Origin of the sequence: Mesotoga sp. HF07.pep.5.2.highcov, assembly GCF_003666285.1 — a bacterium.
GTDB lineage: Bacteria > Thermotogota > Thermotogae > Petrotogales > Kosmotogaceae > Mesotoga > Mesotoga prima.
In genome coordinates this window covers 1-611 of the sequence record NZ_JFHJ01000589.1, presented here as the reverse complement: position 1 = coordinate 611, position 611 = coordinate 1, and the positions used below count along the sequence as shown (strand labels likewise).

The 611-nt window shown below is 45.3% G+C and carries 1 protein-coding gene and 1 pseudogene; one reads left to right on the top strand and one right to left on the bottom strand.

The window, feature by feature from the left end:
* Positions 1 to 269, top strand: a pseudogene (locus BG32_RS12475) (amidohydrolase); the annotation flags it as partial.
* On the opposite strand, the gene BG32_RS12470 reads toward BG32_RS12475, so the two are convergent.
* The coding region (locus tag BG32_RS12470; protein ID WP_310793893.1) for a helix-hairpin-helix domain-containing protein at positions 250 to 611 on the bottom strand (362 nt) is incomplete at its 5' end. The pseudogene BG32_RS12475 and the gene BG32_RS12470 overlap by 20 nt on opposite strands.

The window sequence follows — 611 nt, the reverse complement described above, 5'->3', positions numbered from 1 at the left end:
TCTTTCAGAGGTTTTTTGGGAAACATTCCGGAGTACTCAAAGAGGGTTACTCAGCAGATCTTGTTCTGGCGAAATCATCGCTTGATCTGGAGAAATTCGATGTGAATTTGCCGATAACCCTTCAGCTGGTTCTCAAGTCCTCTTTCGATACATCGTTTGAGAAAGTCTGGAATTCCGGAGAGCTGATCTTTGACAAGGGAGTGCCTCAACGGATCTCGAAGAAGGAGCTTAGGGAAATATCGAAGCAGCTTAGAAGCCTGGAACTGTGATTTCTCCCGATTTTTTGTAGACATCTATAGCATGTCTTATTGCTGAGGCTCGTTTCTCACCGATTCCGTCGACATCTTTGAGCTCGTCTTCGCTGCTTTCAAGGAGATTCGAAAATGTGCCAAACTCCTTGCCCAAATTGATGGCGACCTGCAAAGGAATTCTGGGAATGTGTCTGGCAAAACGAATACCCCTCGACCGGATGAAGTATTCAACGGCTTGAGAAGCGGTATTTATATCGTAACCCAGATTTCTCAATATCACTCCGAAACTGCTTATCTCCTTCTCTCCGAGACTCCTCATCTTGTCGAAGACTTCCTCCAGGCTATCTTGATCCAGTAACT